Annotated in this window: 1 protein-coding gene and 1 pseudogene; both read right to left on the minus strand. The window is 43.7% G+C overall.

Features of this window, described 5'->3' with window-relative positions:
* On the minus strand, positions 1-1,509 hold a 1,509-nt coding region (locus tag ACT3QP_RS14590), incomplete at its 3' end, for an Ig-like domain-containing protein (RefSeq protein WP_444525997.1).
* A 262-nt stretch (positions 1,510-1,771) separates the two neighbouring features.
* Positions 1,772-2,231: pseudogene (locus tag ACT3QP_RS14595) on the minus strand (OmpA family protein); the annotation flags it as partial.

Consider the following 2,231-nt stretch of genomic DNA (forward strand, 5'->3'; position numbering starts at 1 on the left):
GTCACCTGCCGTGCCGGTGCCAGTGATGTTAAAGCCGTCCGCCGCTTCAATGCCGTTAACAATGTCGTCGCCTGTGACGGTATCAATGACAGGTGCATCGGCATCGGCATCGGCATCGGCATCGGCATCAGCGTCGGCATCGGCATCGGCATCGGCATCAGCATCGGCATCAGCGTCGGCATCAGCGTCGGCATCGGCATCGGCATCGGCATCGGCATCAGCGTCTGCATCGGCATCGGCATCGGCATCGGCATCAGCGTCTGCATCGGCATCGGCATCGGCATCGGCGTCTGCATCGGCATCGGCATCAGCGTCGGCATCGGCATCGGCATCGGCATCAGCGTCTGCATCAGCGTCTGCATCGGCGTCAGCATCGGCGTCAGCATCGGCGTCAGCATCGGCATCGGCATCGGCATCAGCGTCATCGATTTCAGGCGCTACATCTGTACCAGGCTCACTGGTATTACCAGCAGGATCAATTGCCGTAGCAGTAACAGTTTCACCTTCAGTTAGTGGGTTGTCACTAGTGTCAATGACAAAATCACCATTGTCATCAACAGTGGTGGTGTAATCCGGTTCACCATCTCCGTCAGTGTCTACTTCGATCGTGGTGCCAGGCTCACCTGTACCCGTAATTCCAGTACCATCTTCATTCACATCAACGGTTGGAGCAGCAGGAACCATAGTATCAACAGTGATGTCTGTGCTAGTCGGCTCACTGGTGTTGTCAGAAGAATCTGTTGCTGTTGCTGTCGCTGTAAGGGTCTCAGAACCTTCACCCATAGCATCAACGTCGTCTTGATCAACTGGAATGCTCCAGTTACCGTCTGTGTCCACGATAGTAGTGCCAATAGTATTGCCACTATTGTCTGTTAAAGTAATGGTATTCCCAGCTGTCCCAGTACCAGTCACTATAAAACCATTAGCAGCTTCGGTGCCGTTGACGATATCATCACCAGTAATCGCATCAACGGTTGGCGTGTCGACGTTGACACTACCATCAGAGTCATCACCATCACTACCGCCACCAGAAACAGCCGCAGCTGCAAGCCCTATACCGGCAAGACCCGCTAGCCATACGCCCAGACCTGTCGATTCTGTAGCAGCTATCCACCACGGTGTAATCTGCCCATCTCCACCCAACGCTTGACCTTGTACTTCACCCAATTGCAACTTTGTAACATAATCTGTTACTTCACCAGTATTAGGAAGATAGTAATAATAGTTACCATCTTCAGCAGCACCAATAAGCGCACTATTGATATCATCATAAAATCCTTCAATTATAAGATCGGCATTTTCGCTGTTATCTTCAAAAGAAACATGAAGGTCGCTATTTATCCGCTTAGTTATAATTTGATTTGGTGCATAACCAGTAGACTCATCAAGGAGTTCATAATTGACGTTACGAACAGCTTCAATAACTGTAGGTTCTCCGTTCTCCGTGATGATTTTGTGCTCAGAAATAGTCTGGATTTGATCGTTTACTTTTATCACTATAGCATTCATAAAATCATCCTTAATTAATATCATAGGTTAAATACATATCTATATAAAACTACGAACCGATTTACATAATTTTTCTTAACGAATATAAAAAATACCACTTACTTTTTGACATATCTATCGATGATCATTCATGTTGATAAAACATTATTTATCTCACATAAATTCCATTATGGAAAAATGGTTTTAAATACGATTGTATAAAAAATAATATCTATTTAGGTTTAACATAGATCTCAATATATTATTTTATTTATACCGAAATTTAACCATTACAATTTGATAGAACACGACTAATTTGATGGTTCTGACGAGTGCTTTGGCTTAATAATAGCAGTGCCTCACTCTCAGGTATATTCTGAAGGATAGGACTACCTTCTTGTGATGAAGCGACTTGTAAATAAGTCGTTGTTTGAGGATTAAGTTGATACTGTTTAGAATAAGAATTAACCTCACCACTTTCTTCATTCAATATTTTTGCGTGAATAAGTTGTAATCCATTGCAAACAACAAGGTCAGAATAGTGTCCGTTTGTGAGGCTCACATGGAATACTTTATCAGGCCCGATACTTATACTGATATTACTTGGATGGAGGTGGCTTAGTTGGGAGGTATCATTGAAATTGCGAAAAAAGACGACTCTACTTTCTGTTTTTTTTAAAGAGCCATCAGGTATCACTTGAAACAATTCATGACTTTTTCCCCAATCAGTATTGAACTTACTA

Origin of the sequence: Psychrobacter sp. AOP7-B1-24, assembly GCF_052376215.1 — a bacterium.
Taxonomy (GTDB): domain Bacteria; phylum Pseudomonadota; class Gammaproteobacteria; order Pseudomonadales; family Moraxellaceae; genus Psychrobacter.